The following is a 15,361-nucleotide window of genomic DNA, read 5'->3' as shown; positions in this document are numbered from 1 at the left end:
TTTCGAGAGACGTGCTCTAGGCATTGCTTGACAAAGACCATTGACCGCTCGGGGCCTCGATGCCAACCCTTCCAACCGCTAGAAACCGGGTTTTCCGCAGGAATCAGAGTATTTTCATGGCGCCCGGGATGCGCTTTTCGAGAAATGAGTTGGTTTCGGCATTGACGGCTTCACGCAACAGGCATAATGGAAAACTGTTCCGTGGTGATTTGGCCGGCCGGCTTGCAGCCACGTTAAAGAATTCGCTAAAAAAGGCCGCGGTTCGTTACCGGCCTTTTGCGTTTTCGCAAGGCCGGTTTTTTATTGGCCGCCGAGGCTCGTGCCCCGGCCGACCAGCTTTTCGACAGGTTGGAAAAATGACGACTGAGAATACCCGCAAGTTTCGCCCTGCAACCGAACTCGTGCATGCCGGATCGCTGCGCTCCGGATTCGCCGAAATGTCGGAAGCGATGTTTCTGACGCAGGGCTTCCTTTATCCTAATGCCGAAGCCGCCGAAGCGCGTTTCAAGGGTGAGGACCCGGGTTTCATCTATTCACGTTATGCCAACCCAACCACGGACATGTTTGAAAAACGCATGTGCGCGCTGGAAGGCGCTGAAGAAGCGCGCGCCACCGCATCCGGCATGGCTGCGGTGGCAGCCGCCATTCTTTGTCAGGTACAGGCTGGCGATCACGTGATCTCGGCTCGCGCCGTCTTCGGCTCCTGTCGCTACATCGTCGAGACGCTTCTGCCGAAATATGGCGTCGAAATCTCGATCATCGATGGTTCCGACATCGAAAACTGGAAAGCGGCCGTTCGCCCGAACACCAAGGTTATGTTCCTTGAAAGCCCGTCCAACCCGACGCTCGAAATTATCGATATCGCTGCCGTCGCGCAGGTCGCCAATGAAGCGGGCGCTAAGCTTATCGTCGACAATGTTTTCGCAACCCCGCTTTTCCAGAAGCCGCTGGAGCTCGGTGCGCATATCGTCGTTTATTCTGCGACAAAGCATATTGACGGTCAGGGGCGCTGCCTTGGTGGCGTGGTCCTCTCCGACCGCGAATGGATTGAAAACACCCTGCAGGATTACTTCCGCCACACCGGTCCGGGCCTCAGCCCCTTCAATGCGTGGATCATGCTGAAAGGTCTTGAAACATTGTCCGTGCGCGTGCGCCAGCAAACGCATTCGGCGGCTGCGGTGGCCGATTTCCTCGCGGGCAAGCCCGGCGTGAAGCGCGTGATCTATCCGGGGCGGGCTGACCATCCGCAGGCCGACATTATCGCGAAGCAGATGACCGGCGGCTCGACCCTCATCGCCCTTGAGCTGGAAGGCGGCAAGGAGGCAGCGTTCAGGTTCCAGAATGCCTTGCAGGTCTTCAGCATCTCCAACAATCTGGGTGACGCAAAAAGCCTTATCACCCACCCTGCGACCACGACGCACAAGAACCTTACCGACGAGGCGAAGGCCGAACTTGGTATCTCTGACGGACTGCTACGGATATCGGTCGGCCTTGAAGATACGGATGACCTCGTGGAAGACGTGGAAGCAGCATTGAAGGTCACTCGCTGAACAACTGTCCCGCATATTGTGGCTTTTAGGCTGCAAACCGAGGCCTAAACGATGCAATTGCCGGAGATTCCGGCGATTGCATCGTATTTGCTGCCCCGACATTGTTGACCTCTCCCGCAACTTTGGCGATAGGAGGGGCGAGCAGCGGTGTCCGTAAACCGAACCGGCGAACCGTGAGTAGACAAGCATTATTGCAATCCGGATTGCAGGATGTCAGGGCCGATGTGAATGTGGGGCGGTGCGCATGTATAGAGCGGTAACGCGGGGGATCGAGGTTTCTGTCGAGCCTTTCTATCTGGAAGAACAGTCGGACCCCGACGAAAACCGTTACGTCTGGGGCTACCGTATAACGATCGCCAACAATTCGACGGAAACCGTGCAACTTCGCTCCCGTTACTGGCAGATTACCGACGCAAACGGACACGTGGAGGAAGTGCGCGGCGCGGGCGTGGTCGGCGAACAGCCGACATTGGAGCCCGGCGATTCATTTCAGTATTCCTCGGGCTGCCCTCTAACCACTACCTCCGGGGTCATGGTAGGCAGGTACCAGATGCAGGGCAACGGCGGCAGCATGTTCGAAGTCGATATCCCCGCCTTCTCGCTTGATATGCCGGACCTGCGACGTACATTGAATTGATATTCAACAGGGCGCGCAATCCGGCGCCCGGTGAGAAGATTTTTAAAGGCGTTCGATCAGAAAATAAGTCGTTGGTCCGGGCGGGTTCGGCAGAACAGAAACATTGTTCCAAAGCTCGACATTCAGTCCATCCGATCCGTTACCCGTAATGGCCGGAGGCTGCACCACGCCATCCAGTCCGACCGGGGATATGCGCCAAGCCGTGTTGATCGGCATCTTGAACCAGACATGCCCAACTTTGATCTGCACCGGCAAGGTTCCAAAGCTGCTGACGGTCTTTTCTTCGCTATCGCTGAAGACCATGTCGGTATTGCGTGCATCCGTGGTGAAGATCAGCAATAGCTTACTGCTGTCCGCTACCGACTGGCCATCAAGCGAGGAAACCGCCAGCATACCCGCACCGGATGCCGAACCGACCCAAAGCTGCCCGAGTTGCACCGGCTGGGTGATCGATGAGAATGCCAGTGCTTCCGTATGCTGCGTGACGACCCGCATCTGTTTTGCCGCGCTATCAAGCCTGATCTCTCCGGTATCGCTGACATATATCCCCGACGCCGCATCGCTTGGATTTGTTGCAGCCAGAACTCCATTGCTGCGCAGGAATGTGACAGCATCCGCACGGGTTCCAATCTGGCGAGGAGAGCCGACCGGCACAGCGTCTGACGGGAGCGGGGCATCGCCTTGTGCGAAACGCGACATCAGTGACATGATCGTCACCGCATCCGGTTCCTGCATATCCAGTCCGACAAGATTTCCGACATCCTGTATCTGCGCCACCACCTGATGGAGCGCCTTCGCTACGTCTCCACGCCGGAACAGCAGCGCCGACAAGGTTTCACCGGCACGGGCAACAGGATCTAACGCCGTTCTGTACGGACGGATATACTGTTCGTTAAAATCGCTGCCGCCATAACCAAGGATAAGCGCTCCGTTGCTGTGGCGGCACAGAATATCCCAGTCTTGCAGGGAGGCATAAGCCGGCATTGCAAGCCCCGCCTCATAGCGATGCCTGTTCCAGAAAACATGATCGTATTCTGTCAAGACGAATGGCTTGCCCACCAGACGTGTCGCAGCCGCATCCCGCACATAGGCCACCGCACCGTCAAACGAACTGGTCTGGAATATCGGCCCTGTAATATTATCGTTGGGATCATGATAGGTATTCATCGCCACGGCCTGTTGAGTGCGGCGGGTCAGGATGGTCTGGATACCATATCCGTTGTTATATGGTGCGATGATGCCCTTGAAGCCCATCGCACGAATGCAGTCGCTCATTTTCTTTGCCGTCTCGGTTTCAACCGACACGCAAAGACGTGTAAAGTCGCGTAGCCGTCTGGACGCGACATAGCGGTCGGCAGGTGGCATGACAGCGGCGTTTTCAATTTGCTCGCTCACCAGCAACTCACCGCCCCAAGCAGCCTGCAAGGCAGCTGTGGTACCATATTGCTCCTTCAGCCAAGCATTGAACAGCCGCTTCAATTCCGGCAACGCCTGGAGGTCGCCGTTGGCATAAACCCACGAATTGAACGACAGTCCATTTTCGTTGAACGGCACGACAACCGCCATCGCCGGATCTTCGAAAGGCACAAGCCCGGTGTAGGGATTGACCGTCCCGAATATATCGACTTGAAAGCGCAGCCAGTGCCCGAAAGCCGCATTTTCAACATGCGTCTTGAGTTTCAGCCTGCCTTCCGTTCCCCAGCGGTCCGCTACACCGCCCAACGCACCGGCATTGGATGTGAGACCATCCACGATCCAGTAGATGCCGTTCTGCTTCAATGCAGCCATGTAGTAGCGAAACCGATCAAGAATATCCTGCCGGTAGTCGAAATCCTGAAGCTGCCCCTCCATCAAGGCAATGTCGAGAAAATGAAATCGTACGCAATTATAGCCATGGCGACGCAACTGGACAGCCATCTTGTCCGCTGTCGCATTGTCGGGAATGCTGCTGATGGCTCCGCACAGCAGCCGATATGGAACGGCCGGATTGCTCTGCAAGGCAATGTGACCGTCCGGATTGACGATGAGTCGTCGCTCCTCGGTAATGGCCGGATTTAATAGAAATGTCGAAAAATCGAGCGGACTGCCAGCCGCAATCTCGAGATTTTGCTGAGTAACCGGTAACCAAAGGTCAGGCATATCGTATTCTCCACTGTTGACCAGCGGAGAACTAACCGATAGTCCGCATGTGGGGATAAATTCCTACCAACTTTATATCTTGCGGTTCCGATAAAACGAAGTCACCGGAACCGTTCTATCCATTTGTCTTAAGGCGCATCCTGCTCCGAACACCGCTTCGCGTCAGTTCCCGAACTCCGCCGGATCAAACGCATAGATCTTCGAGCAAAATTCGCATGTTACGGAAATCTTGCCGTTTTCTGCGCTTTCTGCGATTTCCTCAGCGGTGAAGCCCGACAGCACGCCGGAAATTTTCTCTCGCGAGCATGAGCATTCGTCCAGCACGGGCACAGATTCGAACACACGCACACCGCGTTCATGGAACAGCCGGTAAAGAAGCCGCTCCGAACCAACTTGTGGGTCTGTCAGCTCCGAACTCTCAATCGTGCCCACCAGCGAGCGAGCCTCGTCCCATGCGTCATCTTCCGGATGGAACGCGGGCTCGTCGCCGCCCGGCAGGTCGGGGATGCGCGCGCGCAATTCAGATTCAGGCAGGAACTGAATAATCAGACCGCCAGCACGCCACTGTTCGACAGGTTTCCCGTCGGCACCACGTTCGACAAGCTTTGCGACGCTCAACTTGAGGTCGGTTGGAATCTGTTCCGACTGACGGAAATAGGTCGTGGCGATTTCCTCCAGCGTCGAACCATCAAGCGCAACGATGCCTTGATAACGCTGGGTGTAGGCGCCCTGATCGACCGTGAAGGCAAGCGTGCCCCGTCCCAGCAGTTCCTCAGGCTTGGTTCTGTTTGCGGCAATCGCGTCCTTCAGGCGTTCCGCGTCGTAACGCGCATAGGCGCGAACCGAACGCGGCGTGCGGAAATCGACCACCAGCATATCCACAGGACCGTCGGACTGCGTCTGGAAGATAAACTTGCCTTCGAATTTGAGCGAAGTGCCAAGCAATACGGTCAGCACCGTTGCTTCCCCCAGCAAGCGGGCCACTTCTTCGGGATAGTTGTGGCGCTTCAGAATGCCGTCGATGCTCGGGCCAAGCTGAACCGCGCGACCGCGCACGTCGAGCCCTTCCACCTGGAAGGGCACAACGGCGTCATCGCCTGCGAAGTCGAAATCGCCCAGATTGACGCGGATGTTCTCGACTTCGATATGCTCGTTGCTGGTCTTGTCAGCCAAATTATGCTCCTTGCAGGCACCACGCCAGAATGGCTTTCTGAGCATGGAGCCTGTTTTCCGCTTCGTCGAATACGACCGATTGCGGTCCATCGATCACTTCATCCGTCACTTCCTCGCCGCGGTGGGCGGGCAGGCAGTGCATGAAAAGCGCCTCAGGATCAGCTTTTGCCATCAGTCGCGCATTGACCTGATAGGGCATGAAAACGTTGTGGCCGCGGGCATGATCTTCCTGCCCCATCGAAACCCAGGTATCGGTCACGATGCAATCCGCACCGGTCGCCGCCCTATCCGGATCTGTGGTGGACATGATGCTCGCGCCGTTCGCTTTCGCCCAATCGATATATTGCGACTTGGGTTCGCTGCCTTCCGGCGTTGCGATATTGACGTTGAAATCAAAACGCGCCGCGGCTTCGACCAGCGAGTGGAGGACATTGTTGCCATCCCCCATCCAGGCAAAGGTCTTGCCTTTGATCGGGCCGCGATGTTCCTCATATGTAAGAACGTCGGCCATGATTTGACAAGGGTGCGTGTCGTCCGTCAGTGCGTTGATGACCGGAACGGTCGCATATTCGGCAAGTTCCAGCATACGGTCATGGGATGTGGTACGGATCATGATTGCATCGACGTAGCGCGACAAAACCTTTGCCGTGTCGGCAATGGTTTCGCTGCGTCCGAGCTGCATTTCCGAGCCGGTGAGCATGATCGTCTCGCCGCCGAGCTGGCGCATGCCGACATCGAAGGATACGCGCGTACGGGTTGAAGGCTTTTCGAAGATCATCGCAAGCACCTTGCCTGCGAATGGCTTCTCCATTTCTCCGGCCTTCAGGCGCGCCTTGCGCGCCTTGGCATCTTCCATAATCGCACGAAGCTCCGAAGCCGGCACAGCGGAGAGGTCGATAAAGTGTTTGATTCCGTTATCGTTGGCCATGATATCACGCTGTCTTGCTGGTCGGATTTGCAGTTGCGAGCCGTTCGACCGCCGTTTCGATGCGCTTCAATGCTTCGCGCGCTTCTTCAGGCGTCGTGATCAGCGGCGGAAGCAGGCGGACGACACTGTCACCGGCCCCGACGCTCAAGAAATGCTCATCGCGAAGAGCCTGGATGAGACTGGTATTCGGCACAACGCACTTGATACCGATCAGCAGGCCGCGGCCACGGACTTCCGAAACAACGTCGGGGTAACGGTCAATGATGGAGGCGAGGCCCTGTTTCATGACCAGAGCGGTAGCCTGGACATTTTCAAGGAAGCCATCGGCCAGAACAACATCAAGAACCGCATTCCCCACGGCCATGGCCAGCGGATTGCCGCCATAGGTCGTGCCGTGAACACCCGCCGTCATGCCTTTGGCAGCTTCGGCGGTTGCAAGGCAGGCACCCATCGGGAAGCCGCCGCCGATACCCTTGGCGACCGCCATGATGTCCGGTTTGATACCGGCCCATTCATGCGCGAACAGCTTGCCGGTGCGGCCAACGCCGGTCTGCACTTCATCAAGGATCAGCAGAAGGCCCTTTTCATCGCAAAGCTGGCGCAGCATGCGCAGGAATTCTTCCGGGAACCCGCGCAGGCCGCCTTCACCCTGAACGGGTTCAAGCAGGATGCCAGCGGTCTCATCGGTAATGGCGGCGCGCAATGCCGCCTCGTCACCGAACGGCACCTGATCGAAACCATCGACCTTTGGTCCAAAACCTTCGAGATATTTCGCCTGACCGCCAGCGGCAATTGTGGCCAGCGTGCGGCCATGAAAGGCGCCTTCAAATGTCACAATGCGGAAGCGTTCCGGATGGCCATTTACATAATGATAGCGGCGCGCGGTCTTGATCGCGCACTCAAGCGCCTCAGCGCCGGAATTGGTGAAAAAGACCTTATCGGCGAACGTGTTCTCGACAAGACGCCGCCCCAGCTTTTCCTGCGCCGGAATTTCGTAAACGTTGGACAGATGCCAGAGCTTGTCCGCCTGCGTCTTCAGCGTTTCCACCAGATGCGGATGCGAATGACCAAGCGAGTTCACAGCAATGCCAGCCGCGAAATCGAGATAGCGTTCACCGCTTTCGGTAATAAGCCAGATGCCCTCACCTCGCTCGAAGCGCAAAGCCGCACGATTATAGGTGTCGTAAAGCGGTTGCACGGTCGTAGCGTCGGTCATAGCGTCAGGCCTCCAAAGCCTATATTGGCAGCTTGCCCGGCTGCACCGGCAAAGCTGTGTTTTCCCATAAACAGTCCTCAGGCACCCGACACGGTTCCCGCTTTTCGACGAGCGCCCGACACCCATTCCAAACCGTCACGAAACTGCGATGAGACACGAGAGGAACGGGCCTGATGACTCATGCTTCTCGCACGAGCCTTCGACAGAAATAAAAAACCGCCCTCCGGGCGGCATATTTATCTCGCGCGTATATTGGCGTTCACAGAAAAAATGTCAATCAAAGCCAGCGAGGTTTGAAGGCCATCTTTCAGCATGAGTTCATGCATTTTCGCACTCCTGTAACATCCAGACATCGAAGGTGGCTTTACGCGGACAGCGACACTATATAGAGAATGACCTTTCCTCGACTGAGACAGCCAGACGACGTGCTCGTTAGTCCGCGATGTTCCAACCTGAAACAATCCGGGTTTTCAGTTCAGAAGCAATTGCGTGCAAAATTTCGGGCGGATCAAATAAAAACCGTCTTTGGCACCCAAGTTGGGGAAAACCGTAAAAATGGAATCCGCCTGACAAGGCTATCTCTTGTCATGGAGTCGTTGGATATTGTAGTTTCATTTTAGAGATTAAAGCTACATTTCGTGCGGCGGACCTAGTCACCCGGATAGATATGGTGTTTTTGCTCGGAGCGATCCGAGAACACTGCCGGATTCCGGATAACGAAAATGATTGGAGCCCAGGGCGATGAACTGGACAGACGAACGCGTCGAACTACTGAAGAAACTGTGGAGCGAGGGCTTGAGCGCAAGCCAGATCGCCGCGCAGCTTGGCGGCGTCAGCCGTAATGCAGTGATCGGCAAAGTGCACCGTTTGAAGCTTTCGGGTCGTGGCAAGACCACGACCGCTGCCCCGCGCAGCAAGAAAGTCAATACGGTTGCCGCAGCGCCACGTCCTGCAGCACAACATTCAACCGGCGTGCATACGACGACGATGCGCACCGCCACAGTCACCAAGACGGTCGGTGCCACCGCCCTCCAGGTAGACTATGCCGTAGATGTCGTGGCGGAGACCGTGGTCAAGCCCGCTTCGGACGTGGTTGTGCCTATTTCACGCCGTCTTTCGCTATTGCAGTTGAGCGAACGCACCTGCAAATGGCCGATCGGCGATCCGTTGAACGAAGACTTCCATTTCTGCGGTCATGAATCCGGTGAATCGAGCCCATATTGCAGCTACCATTCGCGGCTGGCCTTCCAGCCGACGGCAGAGCGTCGCCGGGCACGCTGATCTAAGGGAATAGGTGAATAAGGGAGTATGTCGAACATGTTCGGCAGCTCCCTTTTTATTTTCGCATTTCCTCAGGGCCTGAACCCAGAAGCGGCACACGACACAGCGGGACTTTTGGAACAAGCGCTTCTGCCCATATTCCCTTACTCCCCTACTCCCCTACTCCCTTCCTCATAGACCATCAGCGTGCGGTCTGCGATCCCGCTCCAGCTATAATCCCGTGCGATCCAGTCGATCAATTGCTGCGACTGCTCGCTGGTTAGAGGCTTATCGACTTTTTGCCGCAAGGCATCCTTCAATGCATCCACATCGCCAAGTGAAAAGTAGCTGTCCTTCGAAAGCCCGACTTCCACATTTGCAGTGATATCGCTTGCAAGCACATTCAAGCCGTATCCCATCGCTTCGAGAAGCGCGATCGGCATGCCCTCATGGCTGGAAGGCAACACGAATAATGCCGCCTGACTGAACAAGGCCGAGAGTTCGTCCCCCTGAAGCGCGCCCGTCAGCACGACACCGGGTACAGCCAAAGCCCTCTTACGGACGGCTGCGGCATATTCAGCGGTATATTCCGCCGAACCGATCAGGGCCAGCTTGAGAGAAGGATCGGAAAGCTTCGCGAAGGCCTCGATGAGGTCAAGCTGACGTTTTTCCGGCACGATCCGCGCCACAAGCGCGATGTAGCGTTTCGGAGCAAGGCCGTGCTTTTCCAACCACGTCGTATCTGTGCAGGCCGGGCGAAGCGTGACGCCATTGGGGATAAAGGTGATCGGCACGTGATAATGCTGCTGCATGGTTTTAGCGATATCGTTGGACACCGCGATGCGCGCATTTGCAAAGCGCATGCCGCACCATTCGCCAAGCTTCAGCATTGCGCGCGCAAGCCGTCCCCACTTCTGGCGATTATAATCAAAACCGTGATGCGTCACGACCGTACGCAGTCCGAAAAGGCGTGCCAGCGGAACGGCAAGAGCCGGACCGATTGCGTGAATGTGCAAGATATCAGGACGGCTGAAACCGGCTCTCAGCACGCCCAACACCGTGTGCACAATTGCCTCGAACTTCATGGAGGTCGGCGCCCAGCTTGGCGTCACCTGGACACCCTCCCAGACATAAGGCTGCTTCTTTTCAAGATAAGGACGGCGTCCGACGACCTCGACATCCCAGCCTTTCGTCACATACAGCCGGGCGAGCTCTTCGACATGCTTTTCCACGCCTCCCTGCACATTCGGAACGCCGCGAAGTCCCAGCATCATGACGCGAGGCCGCTTGTCGTTTCGAACCATCAAAGTGCTCCCAACTGGGAATAGAGTTCCAGCGTGCGGTTTCTGTATGCCTGTGGCGAGAATTCATTACCCGCCCAGAGGCGGCCTGCCTCTCCCATCTTGCGCCGTGCCTGTGCGGTCAATCGCGCAAAAGCGCCCAAAACGCGGGCGAGATCGTCAATATCGCCCGTACGCGAAACCATCCCGGTCTCGCCTTCGATAATCATTTCGGGAATTCCGCCAATGTCCGCGCCGATCACCGGTACCCCAAGTGCATAAGCCTCCAGAATACTGATGGGGGCGTTCTCATACCATTCAGACGGCAGAACAAGCGCTTTCGCCTCACCGATCAGCCGATGCAGTCTTTCGCCCGAGACATAACCTGCAAAGGTGACATCGCCACCCGTCTCGGTCGCAAGCGCCTTCAGTGATTGTTCCTCCGGTCCCGTGCCAGCAATGACCAGTTTCTGTCCGGCAAGAGCCGCGGCGCGAATGAGCGTACCGATCCCCTTTTCCGGCGCCAGCCGTCCGACATAAGCGAAATAATCGCCCTCATCCGCATAGGGTTTCAGATTGTCCGTGTGGGCGAAGTTGGGAATATAGACCAGCTTTTCTTCCGGCCAGCCCCATACGGCGAGCTTTGCGATATAAAAGCGGCTCGGCACGACGATACGGTCGAGCGTGTTGCGGTAGAGGCCCAGCATGCGATGAATTGCCGTCTCAACGAGCACCAGACCGCTCAACGCCGTGGAATCCTTGATGCATTTGTGGAGGGCCACATTATAGATGCGCCCGCCCTTGCAGCGCTCGCAGATCTGGTTGTGTGAGAGCATCTTATAGGCCGGACACGCCAGTTTCAGGTCGTGGGCCGTCATGACTGTCGGAATACCAGCGGCTTTCAGAACGGGAAAAATCGATGGCGACAGATGATGATAGATATTATGTGCATGCGCGACATTGGGGCGAAATTGTTCGATCAGCGCCTTGATCCGGTCTCGCGCCTCCCATGAATAGATGATCTTGCCCGCCTGCACGACTTTGGTAAGCGGGCTGCTTTCCCGTCCATACTCTATTTCGGACACGAAATAGGAAGACCAATCCGAAGGAAAATTGTCCGGATGCTGCATGGCAAAGGGTGCCGTTTGCCAGCCGATTTCGGAAAAGAGTTTGATGTGATCGAGAAAAACTGTTTCGGCGCCACCGCGCCGATAAAAGTAATTGTTGATCGCCAGCAGGCGATATTCCCTGTCATTTACATGCGTCAAGCAGCACCTCGTTGTACGCCAAGGCGCGCCAGCGCCTCGCGGACGGAAAGAACAGCCGCTCCGCTCTTCGCCGCATGGGATACGAGGCGTTCAAAGGTCTCCGGCCTGCACCCGAATTCAGTCGGCGTATCGCTGATATCATGCGTATAAAAGACGAGCCAGCCAGGATTGGCACTAAGATCATCGATCCAGCGGGTCTGGCGCGCAGCCCCGTCGTCTGGCTGTCTTATTTCCACTGCCTGCAAAAAGGCAAGATCAATCATACCGCGATTGATGCGATTGCCGCCGCCGCGACAGGTTGCAAAACGATCGGCAAAAAGCTGCCGTGTCATCATGGAAGACGCGCAATAAGGATAAGCGAAATTGCGTGGAAGGACGCGATCGGGCTCGAACTCATCGAGATAGGCCGTGTTGCGATCAAGGTCAGCCGTTATTTCCCCGGCGCCGCAGTAAGGAATCTTGAGGTGGTTATAGGTATGGCAACCCAGCTCATGTCCGCGTGCAACCAGCTTCCGGCAACCTTCCTGCGTAATCAGATTCCTCTCACGTTCTTTCGTGCCGACCATGTTGCCAGCAATATAAAAGGTGCCGTGGACGCCGTACTTGTCAAGGATCGCAGCTCCGGCGCTTTCCGCCGTATCAGGTACATCATCAAACGTAAAAGTAATGATCCGTTCGTTCGCTGGCAAACAAAACGGGCGCAAGGGAAGCCGGCGACTGATGCTGTCGTTCAACCGAATGGCGTACCATTCCAGACGTCTGCGCGCCCTCTCGAGACTATCCATTTCCGCCATTGCCCAAGTTCCCCAAAGCTGTTTCAAGCCTTGCCTTGGCCTGCAAGCGCAATCCGAAAACAGCAACCATGATACAGAACCATAGTGCCCCACCGTTCTGAAAGAACGTACTTTCCATACAAGACATATATAATCCGTAAAGCCAAAGGCGAATGTAAAGCAGCGTTAATATAGGGTCATTATCTGTTCTTTCCGCTTCCCTAATATATCGAAGCGGCAAAATCATTATCCAGAAAAGTGTCAAGGCCAGACCGATCACGCCGGCATTGATCATCATATCCAGAAATGAATTATGCGCATTGAAGGCGGCGACAGCCCAGCTTGCACCGCCGCCGCCTGCATAGACCATTTCAGGCGTCTTCCAGAACGAGTCCAGTCCGTAGCCGAAAATCGGCTTGGCCGAGATCGCCGCGAATGCAAGTTTCCAGATATCTGAGCGATTGGTGAAGCTGGCGTCAACTCCCAAACTTTGTACAAGCTCGCGCAATGGATCGAATACAGCGGCACCGACGGCGATAATATTAAAGGCCGCGATTCCGCCAATCGCAATGAAAACACGCGTCCATTTCCACCGCACGAATACGAGCGACATCAGCACGATAAAGGGCAACATGGCCGTCGATGTCTTGCCGCCTGTATGCAGCACGAAATAAACGCAAAGGGCGACAATTAGAAGACCGGTTTTCGGCAAACCGCGTTTGCGAATGTAAAGCCCAAAAAAACTCATCAGCACAAGAGAGGCGGCGGCGGCATTCTTGTGCGGATAGTGACCGCGCCAAGCACCGGCGAGCATAGGCTCAATGATGTCAGTAGCCTGATGAATCGCGCGTTGCGGCATAAAAATTACGCCGAAATAGGCAAATGCCAGTGTTATTAGTGAGCCAATCGCCAGCAACCGCGTCATCTGGCGTTCTGATTGCGGCAACAGAAGAAAGATGCTCGCGTTCAGCGCGGTCAGGACAGACAACACGACTTTCTTGCTGGCGATCATAGGATGAGCTGACAGCAAGGCCGTCAGGAACAACCAGAAGAATACCAGCCCCATCAGAATGCGCGGTTGCATGATGGCACTGCGCATCGAGCTGTTCAGCCCGTACAGCAGAAAGCTGCCCGTCAGGAAGAGGGTGACGAGCTGATTGAACGAACTGGAATCGGCTGCTTTGGCTGTAATGCCGGTAACGGCACCAGTATCGGGATAGGGACTGGTACCTATCCACATAAACAGGAACATGCACAGAAAAAGGCCAGCTCCGACAGATGACGACACTCGGGGCTGAATTTCCTCACGGGAATGGACCGATAGCTCAGCCAAGTCAGATGACGCTTTCCCTGTTGCGGCGCCACGCACCAAGATAGCCGAGGCCGAGCGCCAGCACGATACCAAGGCCCATTCCGGCGATGCCGCCCCCGGCGCCGAGCACCAGCGTCTTGGGCGGCCAGCTCCGGCTGATCGGCGGGATGGCCGTCGAAATGATCCGGATATTGGTGGCGTCCAGTTGCTGGCGCTGGCTCGTCTCCGACGAGCGGGTCAGAAAAGTGTTGTAGATCGACACTTTCGCGGCCATGTCGCGCTCGAGGTCCGAAAGCTGGACTTGAGCGTCATTATCGAGCGCGACAGCTGAACGGGCAGAAGCAGCCTGGGCGTTAAGCAACGCGACAACGGCGTTTGCCTGATCCAGATCGACCTTCGCGGATTGCAGGATACGGGCCCGTTCCTGCACCATTTGCTGCTCCAGACCGGCAAGCTGCCGCTCCGTATTCATCAATTCGGGGTAACGTGGGCCATAGGTCATCGCGAGGGCGTCGTAGCGCTGTTTAAGCGATGCATATTGTCCGCGCAAATTTGTCATCGTAGGCGACTGCAATGTGCTTGCAGGGCTAATGGCGCTTCCAGTGTCCCTGGTCAGTTCCTCGTAGCGCGTGCTTGCATCGGCAGCTCGCGCCTTGGCGTCGACCAGCTTGGAGTTGATCTGCGTCATCGATTGGGTGCTGACAAGTTCGCCGCCTGCGGTCTGCAAGCCGTGTGCCCTGCGAAACGCGGCGACTTTTTCTTCCGCGTCCGTCGCCGCCTTCTGCAAGGAGGCGAGACGTTCGGACAGAGCCGCAGCAGCCCGACCCGCTCCATCGGCATCCGCTTGGGCAACTTCTTCCTGGAAGGCATTTGCGAGGGAATCCGCCACCTTTACCGATTTTTCCGGATTATCCGTCCAGACGGCAATGGTAACGAGATAGGACCGTTCAGGCCGTGTAACAGTAATGCGCTGCGAGAGGGCGCGAACCGCTGTCAGCGTGTCATCCGTCGGACCCGCCGGTTTGGCGAGGCCAAGCATGGCCCGGAGATCGAAGGCAGGTGGAGGAGGAACAAACTCCTCATCTTCATTCAGTTTCAAATCCGTTACGACCCGCCGGAGTACGTTTCCGGAAGTCAGGACGCGCATCTTGCTTTCAATGTCGAGAATCTGGCTATCTGCCTGCAGGCTCTGGGCGTAGACGTCGTTCGGCAGTAATTGAAGACCGGACGGCGGCACCAGCAAATCCGTATAGGCTGTATATCGAGGCTTTGCCGTCATGCCATAGGCAAGCCCCGCCAGGCCGCCGATGATCGCGAGCGCTGCTATCAAAATCCACCGAGCCCGCATCCAGGCGAGCGCATCCAACAGGTCGATTTCAGGCAACATCAGTCCCTTGGGAGCAGATGCGACCGTTTCCGTGATCTTTTCTTCTTCGCGGACAATATGCGCTTCGCGCCCGACTGCGCGCAACCGCTCATCCACGAGCACCGGGTTTTCACCAGCGGTCTCCGTTACTCGTGCTTTCGAAGCGAGGTCACGCAACGTATACATTAGTTGCCTCTAAAATCCATTCGACAGCGCAAAAATGCCGTCGTCGTCTTCCTTAGACTTAAAGATTAAAAAATTCGGTTAATGAAAGGCAATCATCCGCGATGGTGTCACCAAAATGCATATCAGGCCCATTTAGTCTTGCAGTTTCTGTCAAATTTTCGTTGACCTGCTTGGCACCTTGTATTTTTCGGGATTAAGAGAAAACGGAGCATATGCTGCATCGCCAGAAACTCTACAAAAAGCAATCCGCTTCACTACGGTCCGGACCGGCCC

Annotated in this window: 12 protein-coding genes and 1 riboswitch; of the genes, 3 read left to right on the top strand and 9 right to left on the bottom strand. The window is 56.1% G+C overall.

All coding sequences use genetic code 11. The features are described 5' to 3' along the window. Positions 1 to 191 precede the first annotated feature (191 nt). Positions 192 to 271, top strand: a riboswitch (SAM riboswitch). Between the two features lie 85 nt (positions 272 to 356). Together F9K78_RS12435 and apaG are read left to right on the top strand one after the other, a co-directional pair. After that, complete coding sequence (locus tag F9K78_RS12435) at positions 357 to 1,550, top strand: O-succinylhomoserine sulfhydrylase (protein WP_121985646.1); 1,194 nt, start codon at positions 357 to 359, stop codon at positions 1,548 to 1,550. Between the two features lie 244 nt (positions 1,551 to 1,794). Next, positions 1,795 to 2,187 (top strand): Co2+/Mg2+ efflux protein ApaG, encoded by a 393-nt coding sequence (gene apaG / locus F9K78_RS12430; RefSeq protein WP_121982904.1) that lies wholly within the window; start codon positions 1,795 to 1,797, stop codon positions 2,185 to 2,187. Positions 2,188 to 2,229: 42 nt separating this feature from the next. Here apaG and F9K78_RS12425 read toward each other — a convergent pair whose 3' ends face one another. From F9K78_RS12425 to F9K78_RS12410, 4 genes are all read right to left on the bottom strand, one after another. Continuing rightward, entirely contained in the window at positions 2,230 to 4,326 is a 2,097-nt protein-coding gene (locus tag F9K78_RS12425) for a glycoside hydrolase (protein ID WP_121985647.1), read from the bottom strand. Positions 4,327 to 4,488: 162 nt separating this feature from the next. After that, positions 4,489 to 5,499, bottom strand: coding sequence for an Hsp33 family molecular chaperone (locus tag F9K78_RS12420; RefSeq protein WP_121985648.1), 1,011 nt, complete (start codon positions 5,497 to 5,499; stop codon positions 4,489 to 4,491). Position 5,500: 1 nt separating this feature from the next. Continuing rightward, complete coding sequence (argF, locus tag F9K78_RS12415) at positions 5,501 to 6,427, bottom strand: ornithine carbamoyltransferase (RefSeq protein ID WP_121982901.1); 927 nt, start codon at positions 6,425 to 6,427, stop codon at positions 5,501 to 5,503. Between the two features lie 4 nt (positions 6,428 to 6,431). Further along, positions 6,432 to 7,643 (bottom strand): aspartate aminotransferase family protein, encoded by a 1,212-nt coding sequence (locus F9K78_RS12410; protein WP_121985649.1) that lies wholly within the window; start codon positions 7,641 to 7,643, stop codon positions 6,432 to 6,434. Positions 7,644 to 8,384: 741 nt separating this feature from the next. Here F9K78_RS12410 and F9K78_RS12405 point away from each other — a divergent pair. Next, positions 8,385 to 8,924, top strand: a complete 540-nt coding sequence (locus F9K78_RS12405) for a GcrA family cell cycle regulator (RefSeq protein WP_006471065.1) — start codon at positions 8,385 to 8,387, stop codon at positions 8,922 to 8,924. A 143-nt stretch (positions 8,925 to 9,067) separates the two neighbouring features. Here F9K78_RS12405 and F9K78_RS12400 read toward each other — a convergent pair whose 3' ends face one another. The 5 genes from F9K78_RS12400 to F9K78_RS12380 are packed head-to-tail and all read right to left on the bottom strand — an operon-like array spanning position 9,068 to position 15,088. Further along, entirely contained in the window at positions 9,068 to 10,207 is a 1,140-nt protein-coding gene (locus F9K78_RS12400) for a glycosyltransferase family 4 protein (RefSeq protein WP_121985650.1), read from the bottom strand. Then, entirely contained in the window at positions 10,207 to 11,451 is a 1,245-nt protein-coding gene (locus tag F9K78_RS12395) for a glycosyltransferase family 4 protein (protein ID WP_151682224.1), read from the bottom strand. Before F9K78_RS12395 ends, F9K78_RS12400 begins: the two co-directional genes overlap by 1 nt. Next, the gene (locus F9K78_RS12390) at positions 11,448 to 12,245 is read right to left on the bottom strand and encodes a polysaccharide deacetylase family protein (RefSeq protein WP_121985652.1); all 798 of its coding nucleotides are present in this window, start codon (positions 12,243 to 12,245) and stop codon (positions 11,448 to 11,450) included. Before F9K78_RS12390 ends, F9K78_RS12395 begins: the two co-directional genes overlap by 4 nt. Next, positions 12,229 to 13,512 carry an O-antigen ligase family protein gene (locus F9K78_RS12385; RefSeq protein ID WP_235925418.1) on the bottom strand — a complete coding sequence of 428 codons (1,284 nt, stop codon included), beginning with the start codon at positions 13,510 to 13,512 and terminating at the stop codon, positions 12,229 to 12,231. Before F9K78_RS12385 ends, F9K78_RS12390 begins: the two co-directional genes overlap by 17 nt. A gap of 46 nt (positions 13,513 to 13,558) precedes the next feature. Continuing rightward, a complete protein-coding gene (locus F9K78_RS12380; RefSeq protein ID WP_121985653.1) occupies positions 13,559 to 15,088 on the bottom strand; it encodes a GumC family protein in 1,530 nt (509 codons plus the stop codon). Positions 15,089 to 15,361 lie beyond the last annotated feature (273 nt).

This window comes from Brucella pseudintermedia, from assembly GCF_008932435.1.
GTDB classification, from domain to species: Bacteria; Pseudomonadota; Alphaproteobacteria; order Rhizobiales; family Rhizobiaceae; genus Brucella; species Brucella pseudintermedia.
The sequence above is the reverse complement of the archived record's forward strand: the minus strand, read 5'-3'. Positions and strand labels throughout refer to the sequence as shown.

Excerpts from the sequence above, each read along its gene's own strand:
- F9K78_RS12410 (WP_121985649.1), bottom strand. The coding sequence starts at position 7,643 with ATGACCGACGCTACGACCGTGCAACCGCTTTACGACACCTATAATCGT.
- F9K78_RS12405 (WP_006471065.1), top strand. The coding sequence starts at position 8,385 with ATGAACTGGACAGACGAACGCGTCGAACTACTGAAGAAACTGTGGAGC.
- F9K78_RS12390 (WP_121985652.1), bottom strand. The coding sequence starts at position 12,245 with ATGGCGGAAATGGATAGTCTCGAGAGGGCGCGCAGACGTCTGGAATGG.
- F9K78_RS12380 (WP_121985653.1), bottom strand. The coding sequence starts at position 15,088 with ATGTATACGTTGCGTGACCTCGCTTCGAAAGCACGAGTAACGGAGACC.
- apaG (WP_121982904.1), top strand. The coding sequence starts at position 1,795 with ATGTATAGAGCGGTAACGCGGGGGATCGAGGTTTCTGTCGAGCCTTTC.
- F9K78_RS12425 (WP_121985647.1), bottom strand. The coding sequence starts at position 4,326 with ATGCCTGACCTTTGGTTACCGGTTACTCAGCAAAATCTCGAGATTGCG.
- F9K78_RS12435 (WP_121985646.1), top strand. The coding sequence starts at position 357 with ATGACGACTGAGAATACCCGCAAGTTTCGCCCTGCAACCGAACTCGTG.
- F9K78_RS12400 (WP_121985650.1), bottom strand. The coding sequence starts at position 10,207 with ATGGTTCGAAACGACAAGCGGCCTCGCGTCATGATGCTGGGACTTCGC.
- argF (WP_121982901.1), bottom strand. The coding sequence starts at position 6,427 with ATGGCCAACGATAACGGAATCAAACACTTTATCGACCTCTCCGCTGTG.